This window comes from Prosthecobacter sp. GW821-HT29F12 (genome assembly GCF_058803405.1).
Map to the genome: position 1 here is coordinate 2,229,861 of NZ_CM179517.1, position 21,612 is coordinate 2,251,472.

Here is a 21,612-nt window from a genome sequence, read left to right on the forward strand (position 1 = left end):
CGGGCCGCGATTGCCCTGAGCCTGCGGCTCGCCGCGCGGATGCTCACCACCCTGCTGCCCGTCCATGGGTGGACGGCGGAAGCCCTCGCGGCCATGTCCAGGGCCCTGATCAGGAGTGCGGTTGCCAGCGGTAGGGGGATTTATGGGGCCGGGGCCTCCGCTCTGCGGAGGATTCACAGGTCCACGCTGCCTATCGCGCTGGGGCTGTGCGTCACGCTGCGGCGGAGCGCCATCACGCGGACCAGCCCCATCCGGGCGGCGCTGCGGTTCACGCAGGGTATCAGGCCGAGGACCATTCCCTTCCCGCTGTTCTCCAGGACGCGGCAGGTCACGTGGTGCCGCAGCAGGCGGCGCATCCACTTTGGGTGCTGCGGGAGGAAGTGGCGTAGCGGCGGGCGGTTGATCTGCAGGCTTGGCATCTTGGGCTTGCAATGGAGCGACGCTGAGCGCGAGAGCACCGCAAAGCCAGGAGAGTCGGTTGGTTTTGGATTTCATGTGGGTGTGCTGGTTGGATTGACTGCAGGTGGAGAAACCCTCGTAAAAACCAAGAGTTGCGATCCTCCAGTGAGACCCGGTTAAATCCCGCACTGATTACCCCGCTGGGAAGAAGCTGAAGGGGGGCCAAAGACCATCCAGCTTAGCTCTTGCGACACGTGATACAGGACCTCCGACATCCCCCTAAAAGCCCTCCATTCTCTTTTTTGAGAATCTTAAATTGACGCAATCCTGAGAAACGTTTAGCCTATTTAACAATCAACCATGCCTCTCACTTCACGAAAATAATATGGCTAAACTAGTAATCATAGACGACGAAGCCGCCATCCTCGAACTCATGACCAAGCTTTGCAAAGCTGCGGGTCATCAAGTTTTTGGCTGTACCACCGGCATCGACGGCATTGCGGCCATCCGTTCCAACCAGCCCGACCTCGTCATTGTGGACCTTCGCATCGGCGATGTGAATGGTCTCGATCTCGTGAGCATGTGCAAGGATCAATTCCCCAGCACCGCCGTCATCATGGTCACCGGTCATGGCAGCGTGGAAACCGCCGTGGAAGCCATGCGCTTGGGTGCCTTTGACTACCTCACCAAGCCTTTCGACCTTGGCGATCTCATCAAGACAGTGAATCAGGCCCTGCAGCGCAACGGCATCGCCGCTGCCACACCTACGAGCATCCCCAGCGCGACGCTTCGTTCCTCCTCGGCCTCAAAGCTCATCGGTCACAGCGATGCCATTCAGCGCATTTTTGATATTGTGCGCCGCGTGGCCAACAACGACAGCCCCGTCCTTCTCGAAGGTGAATTCGGCGTCGGCAAGCACATGGTCGCCCGCGCTTTGCATGAAGCCAGCCGCCGCAACAACTCTCCTTATAAGGAACTGCAGTGCAGCGCCATGCCGGAAGACGCCCTCGAAACCGAGCTCTTCGGCCAGACCGCCATCTTCAATCGCGTCTCCGGCGGCACCATTCATCTGGCGGAAATCAATCAGCTCCCGGCCCGCATACAGGCCCAGTTGAACACCTTCCTGGACGAAGCGCAGTCGAAAAAAGGCTGGGGCAACGGCTCCAGCGGCGCAGATTTCCGCCTCGTGGTCTCCAGCACGACCTCCCTGGAAGACGCGGTGAAAGCCGGCAAATTCCGCGAAGACTTGTACTACAAGCTCTCCGTCGTCCCGCTCAAGATCCCGCCGCTGCGTGAGCGCCGCGTGGACGTGCGCCCGCTCGTCGAGCATTTCCTCAAAGACCTCGCCGATCGCACTGACTCCAAGCCCAAGACCATCGACGCCGGGGCCATCGAATTCCTGGAGAAGTACAACTGGCCCGGCAACGTCAGCGAACTGCGCAACGCCATTGAACGCGCTTGCGCCTTTGCGGAAAATGACCGCGTCCGCCCCTCCGACCTGCCGGCCAAAGTCACCCAGCAGATCGAGATTCCCACCCCTTCCACCACCGAAGGCGTCACCAAGCTGCCCATCGGCTCAACGCTTGATGACTTCATCAAGGGGCAGGAGCGCGCCTTCATTCAGGAAACTCTCAAGTACAACAGCGGCTCCCGCGAAAAGACCGCCAGTATGCTCGGCGTCTCCATCGCCACGCTGTACCGGAAGATGGGCCTCAACGTTGAACGCAAGACCACCTCGTAGGCCTTCGTACCAATCGACTAGCGCTAAACCACAAAGTCGGCCTCGCGCCGACTTTGTGCTTTTAGGCCTAAATTTGCCATGCCCGCCTTCACTGGTGTTGCGTAGTTCGCCACCTGAGCCCACACTGATCTCCACCTTTTTCGCGCCCTTTTGAGTACCCCTGCCACCATCCTTTACTGCCGCTGCGCCTACGCCCAGGTCGTTCCTACCGGCGTCAAAAACGAAGTCCTGCAGAAGCTCTGCGACTCGAACGCCAGCTTTGAAACCGTCTCCGATCTCTGCGAGATGGCCGCTCACCGCGATCCCCGCCTGCAAGCCATCGCCTCCTGTGGCAAGCTCCGCATCGCCGCCTGCTACCCTCGCGCCGTGAAAGGCCTCTTCCAGCAGGCGGGATTCCCGCTGCCCGCCGACACCGAGATCCTCAACATGCGCACCCAGACCGCGCAGGAAATCGCCGACGCCCTCCTCAGCGCCGAAGCAGCACCCGCTGCCTGATCCTTCATTCGTCATTCGGGTTTCGTCATTCCTCAATTATCTCCTCATGATCACCCACACTCATCGCCCGCTCCGCGTCGTCCTTTATGAAGGCAGCGGCAGCATCCAACTTCCCGCCGAGTCCCGTGCCAAGGTCATGATGGCCCTGCTGGACAAAGGCTACACCGTCACCCGCAGCAGCCTCGGCGCGCCCGCCATGCCGCATGATGAACGCAACCTACTCGTGCTCGGCGCTTTCGAGGGCAAAGCCCCCACGCTGGAAGACGCCACCGGCAAGATCACCATCGACACCTGCGACATCACCGGCCTGGAGCCTGATGCCATCGTCGCGCTGGTGGACAAATCCCGCGGCGAGAAAACCATGAACGAGCCCGGCAAATGGAAGCCCTGGTTCCCCGTCATCGACTACTCCCGCTGCACCAACTGCATGCAGTGCCTCAGCTTCTGCCTCTTCGACGTCTATGGCGTCAGCGAGGACAACAAGATCCAGGTGCAGAACAACGACAACTGCAAGACCAACTGCCCCGCCTGCTCCCGCGTCTGCCCTGAGGTCGCCATCATGTTCCCCAAGTATCAGGCGGGACCGATCAACGGCGACGAGATCAACGAGCACGAAGCCGGCCGCGAGAAGATCAAAGTCGACATCTCCTCCCTCCTCGGCGGCGACATCTACTCCGCCCTCAAAGACCGCAGCGCCGCCGCCAAATCCCGCTTCAGCAAAGAACGCAGCCCGGACAAGGCCCTGGATGAACGGAAGAAGTGCCTGACCAAGCTGGTGGGCGATGGGTTTATCCCGGCGGATGTGCTGGCGAGCCTGCCGAGTACGGAAGAGATTTTGAAGAAGGCGGAGATTGCGAAGGCGAGAGCCGCAGCGGCACTGGCGGCGCAGTAGGGGGAGACGAAGTGAGAGAAAGGAAAATACAGAAATTTTAAAAAATCTGATATGATCGAGGCAAATTTTTACGATGACTGGATTGCTATAGCGAGTGCTCGCTTGGTGGCATTAGGATATAGCATACCTGCAGGTGCATCTCACGAAGACATTTCTATTCTATACTTTAATGCCCTTCGGCGTAGAATTCCCGCCGCAAAACGCTCCATCAAAAGATCAACAAACTTCATTTGTCCAGACGATCTAAAGGCAGGCCTGAGTACCCTCGAGGATAAAATCAAAAATGGAGAGGACCTTACCCCCCATCTGAGTCGAGGTTTAAAAAAAGTGGCTGGAGAAGACGATCTCCTTAGTGATTGGGGTGTTCATCATTTGCACCTTGGTGAAGTAATCGAAACTGATGGATTTGTAGAGCGCAGCGGGCCTATTTTATTTGTTCTAGTAAACGCCACTACGGTCCATGAAATACAAGTGTATCCTCATGGCGACTGGTCTAACCGGGAAGTTGTTGAGATTATACATGAAAATTGGCCATCTGTAATTGAGCACTTCCGAATCAAGGGAATAGTTGATGTAGCTCACAATCCCGACAGCCAAGATATTAAGCAGTTACGAAAGGTGCACTTTAATACTGTAATTAAGATGGATGATGGAACCATTTATGCACCAATTGGAGGCGGCATGATGAGCGATGGAACAGGTTCCGATGTGCTTCTAATGTCAGATAGATGTGCAAAAACCGTTGTGTCATTGGAGCGCTCAATTAAAGCAGATCCCCAGCGCATTCTTGCTGAAGCAGCCAAATTAGGCCATAATGGAACCACCCCCATTAAACTAAAACTCGAAATGGATGAGCGGGGAATGTGGGCATTTTGCGAAGAATTTTCCCTTCGTGTTCTTTTGCGCAAGGCTAATTGATGAGCCTAGCAAGACTGTTAACTATCATTCGCATAAGTGTGCGTCAGATCTTAAGTTGGAGATTATGGAGCCAGAATAATATACGGCAGACCAAGATCTGGTCTAAAAAAATCAAAAAACCGTTTCCTACTGCCTCATGCACTTGGCTTCCCTATAGTATCTCAATTAGGCAAGACATAAGCATTCGATCCGTTAGCGAAAAAATATCGGAGCCTCCAGAGGGCCGTCCATTTCTCAGCAATCATACCATGCCCACCCGCCGCTCCTTCCTCCAAACCTCCGCGCTCACACTCGGCTCCCCCGCCCTTTCCGCATTCGCTCAAACGGCACCTTCTCAAAAAACCGTCCTCCTTCAATGCGGCTGGGCCACGAAGAACATCGGCGACATTGGGCACACGCCGGGCACGCTGCGCTTCCTGGAGCAGTATCTGCCGGAGGCGACGGTCATTCTGTGGGCAATGAACACGAATGAGGCGGTGGATGCGATGCTGAGGAAGCGGTTTCCCAAGCTGGAAATCGTGAAGGGCTCTCTCACCAAAGAGGGTGGCGCGGTGCAGGAGGCGGTGAAACGCTGCGACTTTTTCCTGCGCGGGCCCGGCATGGGGCAGAGCACGGATTTCATGATCTACTGCCAGAAGCTGGGCAAGCCGTGGGGGTTGCAGGGGCAGTCCTACTTCCCGGACATGGTCACGGGCAAGGATGCGGAGAAGCGCATCGCGCTGCTGAACAGCGCGGCCTACATCTACTGCCGCGATTCCAAGACGCTGAAGCTGCTCCAGGAAGCGGGCGTGAAGCCGCCGGTGCTGGAGTTCGGTCCGGATGGCTGCTTCGGCATCGACGTGCGCGATGATGCAAAAGCCCTCGCACGGATGAAGAAGCACGGCCTGGAGGAGAAGAAGTTCATCACGATCCAACTCCGCACGCACTCCCCCAGCAGCCCCGGCGTGGATGACAAACGCCCGCAGAAGCTCAACCCGCTGCACCCCACCCCGGAGAACATCGCCGACGACACCCGCCGCGCGAAGGTCTATCAGGACCTCATCGCCATGTGGGTGAAGGAAACTGGGTTCAAGGTCGTCATCGCCCCGGAGGTGAACAAGGAGATGGAGTACAACAAGAAGTTCATCTACGACACCCTGCCGGACGGCCTGAAGCCCTACGTGGTCAACTTTGACGAATTCTGGAACGTGGACGAAGCCTGCTCCTTCTACGCCCGTGCCCACACCGTCATCTGCCACGAGCCGCACACGCCCATCATGGCCCTGGCCATGGGCACGCCGATGATGCACACCTTCTCCGAATTCCACTCGCCCAAGTGTTGGATGTTCAAGGACATCGGCCTCGAAGAATGGGCCCCCGAGTTCGACGCCACCCCGGCCACCAAGATGTTCGAGATCCTCATGAGCATCCACAAAGACTACCCCGCGGCCCAGGCCAAGGTCAAAAAGGCGATGGCCTTTGTCGAGGAGCGCGCTGCTTCTCAGATGAAGGTGCTGAAGGGAGTCATCAAGGCGTGAGCTGTCTTACTGCGCGACCCCATTTCACAAATAGAGCATCGTTGTTCGAAGGCATGTTTGGAGTGCGGCCGCGCCAGCTGCCGCTTTCGAGCGTCTCGTGACCTACGTTTGCTCACCGGCTTGCGAAAGGCGGCTGCCCCCCGCCTTTGGAGTTCCCCGGGTATTCGCGCACCATGCGGCACGTCGAAAACGGTAGCTGCGCTCGTTCCTCACTTCGCGACCGCAGTCCAAATGCGGGGCGCTCTCTGAACTACTTTGCCTCAGCCTTATGCCCTTCATGCGCATTGAGCGGCTTCACCCGGAATAACCGCAGAATGACCACAAAGTACAACGGCACGAAGAACAGCCCCAGCAACGTGGTTGTCACCGCACCACCCACAATCCCGGTGCCAATGGCGTTCTGACTGCCAGAACCCGCGCCAGTGTTGATCGCCAGTGGCAGCACTCCAAGACCAAATGCGATGGAGGTCATTAGGATCGGACGCAGACGCTGACGAACAGCGTGAAGTGCGGCATCAATGAGCGTGGCTCCACGATCAAAATGCTCCTTGGCAAATTCCACGACCAAGATCGCGTTCTTGGCAGAGAGGCCGATGATGGTGATGAGGCCAATTTGAAAATAGATGTCGTTAGGCATGCCGCGCCACTGTGTGGCGGCGACCACACCCAGCGCGCCGAGCGGCATGTCCATCATCACGGAGAACGGAATGGCCCAGCTCTCATACAGCGCGGCAAGGCAGAGGAAGACCATGAGCAAAGCGATGATGTAAACCGATGAGGCCTTGGAGCCGGACATTTGCTCCTCATATGACAGCCCCGCCCAGGCAACGCCAATGCCAGGCGGCAGTGACTTCGCCATCTGAATGATCTCGTGAATGGCCTCACCGGAACTGTGCCCCGGAGAGGGTTCACCAAGGATGGAAAGCGACGGCGAGCCATTGAAGCGCTCAAGCTTCGGCGAGCCCATTTTCCAAGAAGCGCTGGAGAAGGCGGAGAACGGCACCATGCCGCCCTGGGCATTGCGCACATACCAGCGGTTGATGTCCTCCGGCAGCATGCGGAACGGGGCATCTCCCTGCATCATCACGCGTTTCACGCGGTTCTTGTCGATGAAATCATTGATGTAGGTGGAGCCAAGGATGGTGCTGAGGGAGGCATTGATGTCAGCCAGTGAGAGACCCAGCGCGCTGGCTTTTTCCTGGTCGATTTCGATTTGATAAGCAGCCGTATCCGCAAGTCCATTGGGGCGAACGGAGGCGAGGAGAGGATTTTTCGAGGCCATGCCGAGAAGCTGGCCTTGGGCATCCATAAGTGCCTCATGCCCCAGCCCGCCGAGATCGACAAGGCGCATGTCAAAGCCGGTCGCGGTGCCGAGTTCCAGGACGGCGGGTGGCGCGAAAGCGAAGGCGAGAGCTTCCTTGATCTGACCGAACTTGCCCAATGCCCGCATCTGGATGGCTTTCACTTTCTGCGCCGGCAGTTTGCGCTCCTCCCAGGGCTTGAGTTTGACGAACATGAGCACCTGGTTCTGCGCATTGCCGCTGAAGCTGAAGCCCAGCACGCCGAAGCCGCCCTCGACCACGTCCTTCTCCTCCTCGAAGAAATGCTTCTCCATTTTCTTCAGCACTTGATCCGACTGATCACGCGTGGATCCGGGTGGAAGCTGAGCCATGGCAAAGAGAACGCCAGTGTCTTCATCCGGCAGGAAGCCGGTGGGTGCGCGCTCGAAGAGAAAAACGACCGCGACGCCGATGGCGATATAAGGGATGAGCGCGAGCACATAGTGCCGCAGGAACACGGCGACCGCGTTCGTGTAATGATCTGCCGTTCGCTCGAAGGCACGGTTAAACCAGCCGAAGGGGCCGCGTTTGTTGATGCCGTGGTCTTTGGCCACCGGCTTCAGCAGAGTGGCGCAGAGAGCCGGTGTGAGAATCAGCGCAACCAGCACGGAGAGCGTGACCGAACTGACAATGATGAGAGAGAACTGCCGGTAGATGACACCGCTGGAACCCGTGAAGAAGGCCATGGGAACAAAGGCCGCGCTGAGTACCAGCCCGATGCCCACAAGCGCACCACTGATCTGATCCATGGATTTGCGCGTGGCTTCCTTCGGCGAGAGCCCCTCCTCCTGCATCACACGCTCGACGTTTTCGACCACGACGATGGCGTCATCCACCAGCAGGCCGATGGCCAGCACCAGACCAAACAGCGTCAGTGTATTGATGGAATACCCGGCCGCCGACATGATACCAAAGGTGCCGAGCAACACGACAGGCACGGCAATGGTGGGGATCAGCGTGGCACGCCAGCTTTGCAGGAAGACGAACATCACCACGAAGACGAGAATGACAGCCTCAATGAGCGTCTTCACCACCTCTTCCACAGAGATGCGCACAAACTGCGTGGTGTCGTAGGGATAGATGGCCTTCACGCCCGGTGGGAAGAACTGCGAGAGCTCCTCCACCTTCTTCTTCACGATGTTCACGGTTTCCAGAGCATTGGCACCCAGCGCAGGCCGGATGGCCATGCCGCTGGCAGGCATGCCATTGTAGCGCGCCATGACGTTGTAGGATTCACTGCCCAGCTCCGTGCGTGCGACATCCCGCAGGAAGACACGCGAACCATCCTGACTGACCCGCAGCAAGATGGCGCCAAACTGCTCCGGCGTCTGCAGGCGGCTCTGCGCCATGACCGTGGCATTTAGAAGCTGGCCTTCCGTGGCGGGCAGCGCCCCGAGCGCACCGGCGGAAATCTGCGCATTTTGGGCACGCACGGCGGCGATGACGTCATTCGTGGAAAGCTGATACTTGGTCAGCTGGTCGGGATTCAGCCAGATGCGCATGGCATACTGCGTGCCGAAGGCCTGGATCTCACCCACGCCCTGCAGACGGCTGATGGGATCCTTCATAACACTGGCATTGTAGTCGGCGAGGTCGGTGTTGGACATGCTGCCGTCCGTGGAAATGAGACCCACGACGATGAGGAAGTTGCGCACCGATTTGTTCACCTGCACGCCCTGCTGCTGCACTTCCAGCGGCAGCGATGGAATGGCGAGCGCGACCTTGTTCTGCACCTGCACCTGCGCGGTGTCAGCATTGGCTTCACCATCAAACGTGACGGTGATCGTCGCGGTACCGTCCGAAGTACTGGCTGATTCAATGTAGCGCAGGTGGTCAATGCCATTGAGCTTCTGCTCAATGACCTGCGTCACCGTGTCTTCCAGCGTCTTGGCCGAAGCGCCAGGATACGTCGCGATGATCGCGATGGTGGGCGGCGCGATGCTCGGATACTGGGCGATGGGCAGACTCTCGATGGAGAGCGCCCCCGCCAGCATGATGATGATGGCGATGACCCACGCGAAAACAGGCCGGTCAATGAAGAAGCGTGACATCGTGGATTACTTGGCGGCGCCAGGGGTTGGAGCAGGAGCATCCGCAGCGACTTTGACCGGCGCACCGGGGCGGATCTTCTGAAGATTGTTGATGATGAGCTGATCGCCCGGCTTGAGCCCGGAGGTGACCAGCCATTGATTGCCGACAGCACGCGGAGTCTCCAGAACGCGCAGCTCGACCTTGCTCTCCGCTCCGATCACCATCGCGGTCGGTTCGCCCTTCGAATTGCGAGTGACAGCCAGCTGCGGCACGAGGATGGCATCCGGCGTGGTGCCTTCTTCCAATCGGGCGCGTACAAACATGCCTGGCAGAAGATCACCGCGCGGGTTTGGAAACACAGCCCGCACGGTAACGGAATTGGTCAGCGTATTCACTGTCACGTCAGAAACTTCCAGAGTGCCTTCCTCGGGATAGATCTCGCCATTTTCATACACCAGCTTCACGCGCGGTTGTCCCGAGGCATCCGCCTTGAGCCTGCCACTCGCAATGGCCGCCTTCAAGCGCAGCAGGTCACTGCTGGGCTGGTTCACATCCACATAGACTCGGTCGATCTGCTGCACCGTTGAGAGCAAGGTTGCCTGATCTGTCCGCACATAAGCCCCCTCTGTGACCTGCGAAAGACCGATGCGCCCGGTGATCGGGGACGTCACCTTGGTGTAGTCGAGATTGATTTTCGCGGTCTTCACCGCCGCCTGGCCTAGCAGTACCTCCGCTTGATTGACGCGCTGGCTGCCTGAGGCCTCATCATAATCCTGCTTGCTCACGGCATGGGAGTCGATCAACGACTTCATGCGGTTCAGTTTCAACTGCGCAGAGTTCAGACCCGCTTCGGCACGGGCCAGCGTGCCCAGCGCGCTCTCATAAGAAGCCTCATACTGCGCCGGATCGATTTCATAGAGCACCTGCCCTTCCTTCACATCGCTGCCCTCCTTGAAGAGACGCTTGAGGACGATGCCACTGACGCGCGCCCGCACCTCGGCCACACGGAAAGCTGAGATGCGCCCTGGAAGGTCCTGCGTCAGCGTCACAGGTGTCGTCGCAATGGTGATCACCCCCACTTCCATGGGGCCGGGTGGTCCCGGAGCTGCAGGGGGAGGCCCCGAAGGAGTGCGCCCACAATTCGCGAGCAGCAGCGCCAGCACGAAAAGAGGGTGTTTAAAAAGTGTATTCATGCTCAAACAATTCGTTTCTTGCGTCCTTCTGGACGCCGCTGATCTCACGCAGCAAACGTAAATACAAGCAACCAACGAATCTGCCAACTTTCCGCTGCTCTCAGTTTAAACAGGCGGCTGCCGCCACATTTAGGCGAGCAAATCTCATTACGCGAGGCGTGCTCCCCTGCATCGTACCTATCACCATCTAGGCCCGCACCACCACTCGCGCATCCAGCGCGATGATGCCCTCCGGCGTCGCCAGCAGCGGATTGATATCCAGTTCAACGATGCGCCGCTCATGCTGCACCAGCCGGGCAAATTTCACCAGCGTATCATCCAGCGCAGCCAGGTCCACGGCAGGCTGACCGCGTACGCCGTGCAGCACTTTGGCGATTCTCGTCTGCTCCACCCAGCGCCGTGCCAGCGCATGATTCAGCGGCGGCAGTGCCAGCGCGTGATCCTGCAGCACCTCCACTAATGTTCCCCCCGCGCCGATGAGCAGCACCGGACCGAACTGCGCGTCTGTGCTCACACCGAGAATCAATTCGATGCCCTTCTTCGTGATCATACGCTGCACCGTCACCCCTTCAAAAGCAGCCAGGCCATGCAGGTGAGTGACGTTATCCCGAATCAAACGCCAAGCCTGCTGCACAGCGGCGGCATTGAGCAGATTGAGCTGCACCCCACCACAGTCGCTCTTGTGCGTGATGGAGGAGGAAAGCAGCTTGACCACCACTGGAAAACCCAGCGCCTCAGCCGCGGCAACTGCCGCCTCTTCATCGTAGGCCGCGCGCGTCTCCACGATGGGAATTCCCGCCACCTGCAGCAGTTGCTTGGCTTCCTGTTCCGTCATCAGCGTGCGCCCGCTCTTGAGCACTGCGTCAATCATCTCACCCACCAGAGGCAAAGCTTCACTGTCATCATCATCGGCATGAGCGCTTAGCGTCTCACTCAGCCAGATCAAACGCAGCCGATGCTCTCGCATGCGCACAAACGCCAGCGCTGCTTCGTCGGGGTAGTCATAAGTTGGCACACCCGCCTCATTGAGAATGCCGCGTCCCTCTTGGACACTCTGCGCCCCCATCCAGCTCGCCAGCAGCGGCTTATTGATCCGGCCTGCGATCCGCACGACCTCCTGCGCGATGTTCGTGGGGTGAGTCATGGCCTGCGGAGTCAGAATAGCCAGCACACCATCCACAGCTGCGTCGTCGGCAACAATTCGCAATGCTTCTGCAAACCGAGCTGCGTCAGCATCGCCCAGGACATCGACTGGATTGTGATGGCTCCAGTGCGCGGGCAGCAGCGCGTTCAAGTCCGTCATTGTCTTCGCCGACAGCTCCGCCAGCTCCCCATGGCCAAGCACCAGCGCATCCGTTGCCAGCGCAGCGGGGCCACCCGCATTGGTCACGATCGCTAGCCTCCGCCCTGTGGGCAGTGGCTGCTTGGCCAGCACCTCGGCCATGTCGAACAGTTCCTCGATCGTATCCACGCGCAGCACACCGCTTTGTCGCAGTGCCGCATCCAGCACCGCATCGCTGCCCGTCAAAGCACCGGTATGTGAAGCGGCTGCACGCGAGGCTTCTGCCGTGCGGCCGACCTTGATCACCACGATGGGTTTTTGCGCCGCCACGGCACGCGCCGCCGCCAGAAATGCCGCCGCATCATGACCCACGGACTCCATGTAAATCACAATGCTGCTCGTGTTGGGATCCTCCCCGAAGTGCCGGATCAGATCGCCCCAGCCCACATCTGCCATCGCTCCGGTGGAAACAAACGCACTGAAGCCCACATGCTGGTCATGGCTCCAGTCGAGGATGGCCGTGCACAGCGCCCCGCTCTGGCTCAGGAAGGCCACCCTTCCCGGCTGCGCCACACTGCTGGCAAACGTCGCATTCAGACCCGCATGCGGATTCATCAAACCGAGGCAGTTCGGCCCGATCAGGCGCACACCATGCCGCTTGGCCGCCGCCAGCACCTCCGCTTCCAGCTTCGCACCTTCCGGCCCCGTTTCCTTGAACCCCGCCGAGATAACAATCACCGCCTTCACGCCTGCAATCCCAGCCTCCTCCACCAGTTGCGGCACCGTGCTTGCTGGCGTCACAATGACCACCATCTCAGGCACCTCAGGCAGTGCCGCAATATTCGGGTAAGCATTCACGCCACACACCTCGGCACGTCTGGCATTTACCGGAAACACCGGGCATGAGAAGCTGCGCAGATTGTCCCAGATCGCACGGCCCACGCTGCCGTCGCGCTCCGTGGCTCCGACGAGAGCAATGCTGCGCGGCTGGAAAAAGGAAGTGAGAGACATGCGGAAACCTACGAATGGAATGGACCACGTCTCAACGCATGTTGTGCATTGTTGTGATCATTCTGGTTGGATGAAGTTGTTGCGGGTGCGTTTTCATCCCCGCCTTCCCCGCGTCGCCTCAATCCTTGCATTGGTCTTCATTATTGCGTGCTGGGTTCACGCCGCTGAATCCTTGGACCAGAACCATGTGGTAACCAGGCGCAATGCTGATCCTGAATATTATTTCGAAGGCCCGGGGCTGGTCCGCCCGAACGATCGCTCGTGCCGGAGAAGGAGTAACCGTCATTATCCCTCTTCTCCTGCGCAGCACGAACCGCACGCCACGTAGCACTCGTCGCAGATAAACTCATCGCCAAACTTCACCGCATCCGGTTTGCCGCAGCGTTCGCAGGCGGCTTGCAGTTGCTCATTTGCTGCGCTGGTTGTCTCATCACTCATGCGTCATCTTCTTCTTGGCTTCCTCCTCACGCAAATCGCCTGTGCTCAAAACAGCGATCCGTTTCCCACGCCGCCGAATCAAAAGGGCCTGCAGGTGCAGATGGTGGATGATGCGCTGGCGCTCGGCATTCACCACGCAGGCATCAATGTGAACCTCACCGGCCTGTTTGATCCCAAATCGAAACCGGAAACCGGCGACTTTATTTTCAATCAGAATTATCTCACTTCGCTGGACCGCCAGATCAAGCCGCTCTCCGACAAAGGCGTGCTCGTTTACCTCATCATCATTGCCTATCCCTCAAAGAACCCGGCCATCGACGCCGTCGTGCTACATCCGGGACATCGCAAAGATTACAAGTTCAGCGTCGGGGCCGTGAACGCGACGAGCGGGTTTCTGAACGCCGTCATGGACCTGCTCGCAGAACGCTGGAACGGAGCGCATTCCGGCCACGGACGCGTCTGGGGCTGGATCATCGGCAACGAGGTCAATTCTCACTTCCTCTGGAACAACATGGGCCTCGTGCCGCTCGAAAACGCCGCCAGCGAATATGAAAAGGCCTTCCGCATCATGCATCAAGCCATTCGCAGACACTCTCAGAACGCCCGCACCTATCTCTCCTCAGATCATCATTGGAGCAGCAGCATGCACAACGTGAGCCCGCAGGAAGCCACCCCGGGCCGCGACTTTCTCGACACCTTCGCGAGACTCGTGCGTGAGCGTGGCGACTTCGACTGGAATGTCGCCTGGCATCCCTACCCCGAAGACCTCGGCAATCCACGTGCCTGGGCGGATAAAACCGTCACGCACGATGACAACACCAACAAGGTCACTTTCAAAAACCTCGAGGTGCTGCCAAAACATCTGGAGCGCCCTGAACTTCTCTTCCATGGAAAACCACGCCGCATTATCCTCAGCGAGCAAGGTTTCCACACACTTCTCACGCCCGAGGGCGAAAAGCTTCAGGCCGCCGCCTACGCATATGCTTGGGAGAAGATTCAAACCCAGCCCACCATCGACGCCTTTATTTACCACCGTCATGTAGATCATGCTCACGAGGGTGGCCTGAGGCTTGGTTTATGGCGCAATGCACCAAACTCTGTCGCAAATCCGCACAGCAAGAAGCTCATCTACGAACTCTTTCAAAAAGCCGGAACGCCGGCATGGCGTGCCGCCGCCGATGCGCTGCTGCCAGTGGCTGGCTTGCAGGCGTGGAACCAGTAGAGCAGGAGTAATACGAATGTCGCAGATGATCACACATCTGTGCGAATGATAGGCGTAGATCCAGCAGGTGGCACGCATGCTGCATAGCCATGCACATAGCCTGATGCTCCGGCTAAAGGTTTATTCACCTCCGCACTGTGAAACTTCTTTTTCGCCTAAAATCGACTCTGCCTTCCATCCTTCATCCAAGAAATGAACTTCCGCACGCAGCTTTGATTCGTATCTGTTTTCATGAACGATTTGATACGTTCGCCTACCATCACTGCAGGAACGGGACCCTGCATGTTCTCAGCACGAGCAACTGATGAAACCGATTGTTGAAATGCTCTCCCCGCTTGCTGCCGCCGAACCGGTGGTCTGCGAAGTCGTGCGCGGACAGGATTTTGGCTGTGTGTGGCATTACCACCCGGAATGTGAGATCACTTTGGTGTTGAAAGGCGGCACTGAACGACTCGTCGGCAACAACATCTCTTCAATCCAGCCTGGAGATCTCGTCTTTCTGGGTTCCAATGTGCCGCACGATTACCGCAACCAGCCTGCACCGGGCACGCCTCTCACAGAGGTGGAGGCCATCGTCGTGCAGTTCATGCCGCAACTGCCAGGACATGAGGATTGGATGCAGCGCTCATCCATGACACCCGTGCGACGGTTGTTTCAACGTGCTGACCAAGGCCTGGAGGTCACAGGCATCACCCGGCTGACCGCCACGCGCATCGTTCAGGAAATGCTCCATGTGCATGGCATGAAGCGAGTGATCCTGCTGCTGCAGTTGCTTGATCTGCTGTCAAACTCGGAGGAGTTGCAGGAAATCTCCTCTCCCGTCCTGCCGCAGCCACGACCCGGCACATCCGACCGCATCAGCATGGCGTGTGAATTCATCGCATCCCATCTTCCGGAACCCATTTATGTGGCTGATCTGGCAGCCATCGTGGGTCTGGGTAAAAGCGCTTTCAGCCGTCTGTTCAAAAAAAGCACCGGACGCACCGTGCCTCAGTATGTGAATGAGCTGCGCATCGCGCGAGCCTGCCTTCTGCTCGCAGAAACAGACCTGACCGTCAGCCAGATTGCGATGGACTGCGGCTTTGTATCACCTGCGCATTTCCAGCGGCAGTTCAGAGAGCACCAGCACTGCGTCCCCCTGGTCTATCGCAGCAGGATCATGCAGTCTTCCTGAAGCAGAATGCACAAACAGCGTCTGCTTTGCTCAATTCGGGGTCTGCAAGGACGGAATGGTGGCCTCGCGCATGCTTAGAACAAGAGTTCATCGATGCATGCGGACAATTCTCTGAAGCATGCTCCAAACTCTCACCCCTCTGAAACGATGCCTCAAACCAAAGGACTGCTGATCGATATGGACGGTGTGATCTACCGTGAAAACCAGCTGCTGCCCAAGGCTGCGGAATTCATTCATCACCTCATCGAGACTTCGACCCCTTTCCTCTTTGTCACCAACAACTCTGCACCCACGCCTGAAGATCTGGTCGTCAAACTCAACCATCTGGGAATTCACGGGATCTCAGCACGGCATTTTTACACAGCCGCCATGAACACCGCCGAGTTCCTGGCGGAAAACCATCCCTGCTGCACGGCTTTTGTCATGGGCGATGCCGGGCTGACATTGGCGCTGCAGAAGGCAGGAATCCCCAACGATTCCATCCGCCCCACTTACGTGGTCATTGGCGAAGGCATGCAATCAACGGAGAAACTCTCCAAAGCGCATGAACTCATCGAAAAAGGTGCGCGGCTGGTCGCCACCAATCCAGACAACTGGTGCCCCGTGAAAAAAGAAGTGACCCGACCAGGTGCGGGTGCTTTGGCCGCCTATCTGGAAGCCAGCACAGGACAGCGCGCCTATTTCCTCGGCAAACCAAACCCCTACATGTTCCAGCGTGCAAGGCGGCTGCTGCAGCGCCACACCGAGGAAGTGATGATGGTGGGCGACACCATGGAGACAGACATCCGAGGTGCCATTGAAGTTGGCATGCAGGCCTGTCTGGTGCTGACCGGATCCACACGCCTCGAAGATCTGCGCAATTACGTCTACCAGCCCACCTGCGTTCTGGAGGGTGTTGATGAACTGCTCGAAGAGCTTCGAGGCTCCGGCACCAGCAGCAGCAGGCTGCAGTTTCTCTCCAGTGTCACGACAGCTGCTCATAAGAAACCGGGTGCAAAGCATCCCGACCAGCGCACCGAAATCGCTTATCCGCGACCACGCCCGGCCATGACCAAGTAACTTGGCATGCAGATTTGCATGTCCAGTGAAGCATGCACCAGTATGCCAACATCTTCGAGCCAAAGCCCCCCCTGGACGCCATGACGCACGCGCAAGTTTCCATTGCGGAATCAGTATGCACAAAAAGGGTCAGCTTCGCCTTATTTAGGGTCTGCGCGATACCTCCGCATGGTCTCGCGAATGCTTAGGAACAAAGGGTCATGCAATCCTCTGCCAGGCAATCCATCTCTGCCGTCGGTCACCCCACACGGCGTAGGCGCTTCTGTGCGCCTATTCTTGCGCTTTTGTTTCTGCCCTCGCTTTCCTGGGCAGCCACACTCTTCTGGGATGCCGACGGCACCTTCGGTGGCGGTACGGGCGGCAGCGGAAACTGGAACACGACCTCCCTTTTCTGGACCAACTCCACCGCCATGCAGGCATGGACCAATGCCACCAACGACGTCGCTTCCTTTGGAGGCACGGCGGGCACAGTCACGCTCACCGAGGCGGTCACTGCCGGCGGTCTGACCTTCAGCGTGGACGGCTATACCCTCGCGGGCAATGGAAACACCCTCACCCTCGGCGGCAATGTGATCGTCACCAACGCCGGAACACAGGCGCTGATCCAGTCCAGTTTAACCATGTCCGCCGGTCTTTCCTTCTCCGGCTCAGGCACCCTGACGTTTGACACGGCCTACAGCATCGCGGGCGGTGGTTTTAACATCAGCAAATCAGGCACCGGCACGCTCAATCTCAAAGGCACAATGACTGACGCGTTAAACCTGACCGTCAGCGGCGGCACCACCAACCTCTCAGGCAGCTACACCCGCACGACCTATTTGAACAACGGCGGATTAACCGTGAACGGTGGAACCTTCAATGTCACCGGAACGCTGGGAACGTCAGCAGCCAATCCACTAGGCCAGACGGCCTTCTCAGGCAACAGCACCACCAATTTCTCAGGCACCGAGTACCTCTCCGGCACAGGCTCCACCTTCCGGATCGGCGAAGGCACCAGCGCCACCGTCAATGTCACCGGCGGCACTCTTACAGTGGGTACGGCTTCCTCAGGGCTCGTGCTAGGCCGTGGCGCAAACACTGCCGGCGGCTTTCTCAACATCTCTGGCGGCACCGTCAGCGTTGCAGGCCCGGCGGTGGCTATCCGGCTCGGCGCAGGTTACTCCAATGGAGAGCTTGGGGGTGCCAGCATGCTCACTCTTTCCGGCACCGGCCTCCTCGATACCAGCACCACCACCGGCACCATTCTCCTCGGCTCCAACACCGCAGGAAACCCAACTGGCACGGGCACCCTCAGTCTGGATGGTGGGACCCTGGCAACCCTCCGCACCATCACTGCCGGCACGGTGGGGGCTTCCACTGTCAATTTCAACGGCGGCACCATCAAAGCGAATGGCACCATCACCAGCCTGCTGGATACCTCCTTGACCACCGTCAATGTTCGCAACGGTGGTGTGGTTATCGACAACAACGGCTTCGCCATTGGCATCGCGCGGGCGCTGAACCACTCCAGCATCAACGGAGACAATGCCACGGACGGCGGCCTCACCAAAAACGGCCTCGGCATCCTGACGCTCTCCGGTGCCGCCGCCAACACCTACACAGGCGTGACCCTCATCAACGCCGGTGAGTTGGATCTTTCCAAAACCGCCGGCGTCAACGCCATCGCAGGTGCCATCACCCTCGGAAATGGCACCACTGCGGCCATTCTGAAACTCATCAACAGCGACCAGATCGCCGACACCAGCCTCATTACTCTCAATGGCAGCGGTGCCAGCGCAGGCATCCTCCGCCTTAACAACAAGAATGAAACCATCGGCGGCCTCATCAGCACAGGCGGTGCTGGCATCGTGGAAAATGAATCCGGCGCCGCGGGCACGGCCACGCTCACGGTCAATGTGGACTCCGGCTCACAGACCTTCAGCGGCATCTTGCGCAATGGAGACGGCACAGGCACGGATGGCACTCTCGCTCTCATCAAGTCTGGCCTTGGCAACCTGACCCTCAGCGGCACAAACACCTACACCGGCACGACAACGCTCAACGCGGGAGGCCTGACTCTCACCGGTGCCTGCACCTACGCAGGCGCTACGACGATCAACTCAGGTGCAACACTTCTCATCAATGCCGCCAACAGCTTCACCGGAGGCATCACCATCACCTCGGGCGGCACGCTCCAGTTTGGCATCACCAATGCCGTCTCCTCCACCTCAGCCCTGCTCCTCACAGGCGCTGGGGGCAGCAGCTCGGCACTGCTATCTCTGAGTGGCTTTAACTGGACCTCGGGAGCCATCACCTTTTATGATGCCACTTCGGGCGCGACCAGCCAGGGAACCATCAACATCGGCAGCGGAGTGCTCACACTCGGCGGCACGGTGACGGTGAGTGCCACCAACAATCCTCTGGGAGCAGTGATCACGGGTGGTACGCTTGATCTGGGCGCAGCCGCTCGCACCTTCGCCATCAACGACAGCCTCAATGCCGCGCACGATCTCACCATCTCTTCAGCCATCACCTCGGTGAGCGGTGCCATCGGCATCACCAAAACGGGCATGGGCAATCTGCTGCTGAGCGGCAGCGTCAACATCGCGGGCAACATCACCGTCTCCACTGGCGTGCTCGAGATCTCGAACACCTTGACCAACGGCACGGCTCTCACGACCGTGGGTTCGGTTTCCGCCCCGGGGATGCTGCTTTTGGGCACTGGGGCGGATTACTCCACCAAAAACCTGAGCATTGGAGCCAGCGCAGGTTTTCAAGGTGCGGTCGTCCTCCGCGGCGGTACCCTGACACTCACGACCACCGACACTCAGGCGGGCATCGGCCTCGGCGGCACAGGCTATGGTGGCCTGTTTTTGTCCTCGGGCACCCTCAATACCAAGCGCGTGGACTCGCTGGATGGCACCACCACCGCCTCCATTGCCGTGCTGCAGGTCAGCGGCGGCACGCTCAATACGTCCAACTACATCATGTTCCGCAATGAGCGCTGGGAGTTCACCGTCACAGGGGGCCAGGTGCTCCGGACTGGAGACGCCATCGCGCTGGGATTCCGCAGCGGCGGCAGCGCAGGCACGGCCACCACGACGGCGCAGGGCGCCATGACCATGGCGGGCGGCGTGGTGAACAATTCAATTTATAGCATCACCTTCGGCCAGCAGAACAACAACACGGCGCTCGGCACTGCCTACCTCAACCTCAATGCAGGCACGCTGATTAACAACCAGATCGTCCACTACAACTCCACCGGCGCCGCCATCAATTCCTACGTCAATTTCAATGGCGGAACTTTGCAGGCTTCCGCCAACACCCCCGCGTTCATATCCGTCAGCGGCACTGGCGGCACAGGAACTTTGACCGCCTACGTCAATGGCGCTTTCGGCAGCTACAATGGCGGCGCGGTGATCAACACGAACGGCTTCAACGTCACCATCCCCATCGCTCTGAATGCCCCCACCGGGAACGGCGTCACCAGCATTGCCGTCTCCGACGGCGGCAGCGGCTATTACGGTGCCCCCTATGTGGAGATCAGCGGCGGCGGTGGCTCAGGTGCCATGGCCTTCGCCACAGTGGATCTCGATCCCTCCAGCCCCACCTATGGCAAACTGCTGCGCATCACCATCAGCAATCCCGGCGTCGGCTACACTTCCACGCCCACCGTGTCATTGCTCGGTGGCGGTGGCAGCGGCGCTGTGGTGGGCACCATCACCACCGCAGTCAACACCTCTGGCGGCCTGACTAAAAATGGTCTCGGCACGCTCACGCTCTCGGGTGCTGATGCCAACACCTTCACCGGCAGTACCAACATCAATGCCGGAGAGCTGGACCTCTCGAAAACCGCGGGCGTCAATGCGATTGCCGGCAACATCACCGTCGGTGATGGCACCACCGGGGCGGTGCTGAAGCTCATCAACAGCGACCAGATCGCCGACACCAGCATCCTCACATTCAATGGCAGCGGCACGACCGCAGGCATCTTCCGCCTCAACAACAAAAACGAAACCGTCGGCGGCCTGAGCAGCACAGGCGGCGCGGGCATTGTGGAAAACGAATCTGGCAGCGCAGCCACCAGCACACTCACCGCGAATGTCGCCTCCGGCACACAAACCTACAGCGGCACACTGCGCAATGGTGATGGCACCGGCACTGACGGCACTCTCGCTTTCGTTAAAACCGGGGCAGGCACGCAGATCCTCTCCGGTGCCAATGCCTACACGGGAGCAACAACCGTCAGCGCTGGCGTCCTGCAAATCGGCAGCAGCGGCTCGGGCACCACCGGCACAGGAGCTGTCAGCGTTCAAAGTACAGCCACCCTGATTGGCACCGGCGTTATTCGGGGCTCCAGTTTCACCGCCAGCAGCGGTGCCATCGTCCAAGCAGGAGACGGGACGACGCAAAGCAACTACGGCACGCTCACCTTCCAGCCAGTGTCCGGTTCCGGCACCCTCGATTTCCAATCAGGCAGCACGATCATCCTCGGCATTCATCCAGGCAGCACCTCCGACTTGCTCAATATCATAGGCACCGGCACGAATACACTGCTGTTCAACGGCAACCTCACCGTCACAGCGGATGCCTTCACTCCCACCGCTCCGGAAGTTTTCAATCTACTCGACTGGTCCGGACTGTCCTCATCACCCACGTTTGCAAGCCGCTTCACCTTCACCGGTTATCTCACCGGCAATGGCGATGAAGCCAGCGGACTCGACCTGCCGGACATTTCCGGCTCGGGTTACTTTTGGGACATCAGCGGTTTCAAAACCAACGGCACCATTGCCGTTGTCATGATCGTGCCGGAGCCCTCACGCATGCTCCTTCTGGGACTGGCCATGGGAATCAGTCTTTTCAGACGCAGGCGCTGAAAACAAATCAGCCGGGCTGTGCGGCCCGGCTGATGAGAAGATTC

The 21,612-nt window shown here is 58.8% G+C and carries 14 protein-coding genes; 9 read left to right on the forward strand and 5 right to left on the reverse strand.

What is annotated here, in order from left to right; all coding sequences use genetic code 11:
• Positions 1-173: 173 nt before the first annotated feature.
• Complete coding sequence (locus AC3RLQ_RS09125; protein WP_493036378.1) at positions 174-332, reverse strand: hypothetical protein; 159 nt, start codon at positions 330-332, stop codon at positions 174-176.
• Between the two features lie 452 nt (positions 333-784).
• Between AC3RLQ_RS09125 and AC3RLQ_RS09130 the strand changes: the two genes are divergently transcribed.
• The 5 genes from AC3RLQ_RS09130 to AC3RLQ_RS09150 all read left to right on the forward strand — a co-directional run bounded on the left by AC3RLQ_RS09130 (position 785) and on the right by AC3RLQ_RS09150 (position 5,962).
• Positions 785-2,140, forward strand: coding sequence for a sigma-54-dependent transcriptional regulator (locus AC3RLQ_RS09130; RefSeq protein WP_493036380.1), 1,356 nt, complete (start codon positions 785-787; stop codon positions 2,138-2,140).
• A 150-nt stretch (positions 2,141-2,290) separates the two neighbouring features.
• Positions 2,291-2,635 carry a hypothetical protein gene (locus tag AC3RLQ_RS09135; RefSeq protein WP_493036382.1) on the forward strand — a complete coding sequence of 115 codons (345 nt, stop codon included), beginning with the start codon at positions 2,291-2,293 and terminating at the stop codon, positions 2,633-2,635.
• 46 nt (positions 2,636-2,681) lie between these two features.
• Entirely contained in the window at positions 2,682-3,527 is an 846-nt protein-coding gene (locus AC3RLQ_RS09140; RefSeq protein ID WP_493036384.1) for a ferredoxin family protein, read from the forward strand.
• Positions 3,528-3,578: 51 nt separating this feature from the next.
• Positions 3,579-4,445 (forward strand): hypothetical protein, encoded by an 867-nt coding sequence (locus AC3RLQ_RS09145; protein ID WP_493036386.1) that lies wholly within the window; start codon positions 3,579-3,581, stop codon positions 4,443-4,445.
• A 248-nt stretch (positions 4,446-4,693) separates the two neighbouring features.
• On the forward strand, positions 4,694-5,962 hold the full coding sequence (locus AC3RLQ_RS09150; RefSeq protein ID WP_493036388.1) for a polysaccharide pyruvyl transferase family protein: 1,269 nt from the start codon (positions 4,694-4,696) through the stop codon (positions 5,960-5,962).
• A gap of 250 nt (positions 5,963-6,212) precedes the next feature.
• On the opposite strand, the gene AC3RLQ_RS09155 is transcribed toward AC3RLQ_RS09150, so the two are convergent.
• The 4 genes from AC3RLQ_RS09155 to AC3RLQ_RS09170 all read right to left on the reverse strand — a co-directional run bounded on the left by AC3RLQ_RS09155 (position 6,213) and on the right by AC3RLQ_RS09170 (position 13,257).
• A complete protein-coding gene (locus AC3RLQ_RS09155) occupies positions 6,213-9,353 on the reverse strand; it encodes an efflux RND transporter permease subunit (protein ID WP_493036390.1) in 3,141 nt (1,046 codons plus the stop codon).
• 6 nt (positions 9,354-9,359) lie between these two features.
• Entirely contained in the window at positions 9,360-10,526 is a 1,167-nt protein-coding gene (locus AC3RLQ_RS09160; RefSeq protein ID WP_493036392.1) for an efflux RND transporter periplasmic adaptor subunit, read from the reverse strand.
• A gap of 187 nt (positions 10,527-10,713) precedes the next feature.
• Positions 10,714-12,819, reverse strand: coding sequence for an acetate--CoA ligase family protein (locus AC3RLQ_RS09165; RefSeq protein ID WP_493036394.1), 2,106 nt, complete (start codon positions 12,817-12,819; stop codon positions 10,714-10,716).
• A 285-nt stretch (positions 12,820-13,104) separates the two neighbouring features.
• Positions 13,105-13,257 carry a hypothetical protein gene (locus AC3RLQ_RS09170; protein ID WP_493036396.1) on the reverse strand — a complete coding sequence of 51 codons (153 nt, stop codon included), beginning with the start codon at positions 13,255-13,257 and terminating at the stop codon, positions 13,105-13,107.
• Here AC3RLQ_RS09170 and AC3RLQ_RS09175 point away from each other — a divergent pair.
• From AC3RLQ_RS09175 to AC3RLQ_RS09190, 4 genes are all read left to right on the forward strand, one after another.
• A complete protein-coding gene (locus AC3RLQ_RS09175; RefSeq protein ID WP_493036398.1) occupies positions 13,256-14,479 on the forward strand; it encodes a DUF5722 domain-containing protein in 1,224 nt (407 codons plus the stop codon). The two genes, AC3RLQ_RS09170 and AC3RLQ_RS09175, sit on opposite strands and share 2 nt — an antisense overlap.
• A 304-nt stretch (positions 14,480-14,783) precedes the next feature.
• On the forward strand, positions 14,784-15,653 hold the full coding sequence (locus AC3RLQ_RS09180) for a helix-turn-helix domain-containing protein (RefSeq protein ID WP_493036400.1): 870 nt from the start codon (positions 14,784-14,786) through the stop codon (positions 15,651-15,653).
• Positions 15,654-15,800: 147 nt separating this feature from the next.
• Positions 15,801-16,712 carry an HAD-IIA family hydrolase gene (locus tag AC3RLQ_RS09185; RefSeq protein ID WP_493036402.1) on the forward strand — a complete coding sequence of 304 codons (912 nt, stop codon included), beginning with the start codon at positions 15,801-15,803 and terminating at the stop codon, positions 16,710-16,712.
• A 200-nt stretch (positions 16,713-16,912) separates the two neighbouring features.
• Positions 16,913-21,568 (forward strand): autotransporter-associated beta strand repeat-containing protein, encoded by a 4,656-nt coding sequence (locus AC3RLQ_RS09190; protein ID WP_493036404.1) that lies wholly within the window; start codon positions 16,913-16,915, stop codon positions 21,566-21,568.
• Positions 21,569-21,612 lie beyond the last annotated feature (44 nt).